Annotated in this window: 1 pseudogene; it reads left to right on the plus strand. The window is 50.3% G+C overall.

Annotation, left to right across the window (positions count from 1 at the left end):
• Window positions 1-378, plus strand: a pseudogene (locus J3U35_RS05670) (hypothetical protein); the annotation flags it as partial.

The following is a 378-nucleotide window of genomic DNA, read 5'->3' on the forward strand; positions in this document are numbered from 1 at the left end:
CGACCCCGCCAGCGACACCAACCCCAACAACCCCAACACCACCAACGGCAGAAAGTCAGTCATCCCCTGAGGCAGCTACAAATAGCTCAACTGAAAATTCAACGGCACCGGCAGCGAATGCATTACCGTCGTCAAATACATCGCCAGCCACGACAACACCGGTAACGACATCACCAACGGGCACGAATACTAATACCAATACGCCAACGACAACCGGTGACGCATCAACAGCAAGTACACCGCCTGCTACTGAAACGGCTAAACCTAAACAGCCCGGTCATAAGCTGTATTTTTATAGTTTATATATGCATTTGGCGGATACAAAGTACTATGAGGATAACCCCAAAGAGCCTGCGCCGGCATTTTGGGAGCAAGATA

This window comes from Gilliamella sp. B2717 (genome assembly GCF_026536675.1).
Classification (GTDB): Bacteria; Pseudomonadota; Gammaproteobacteria; order Enterobacterales; family Orbaceae; genus Gilliamella; species Gilliamella apicola_I.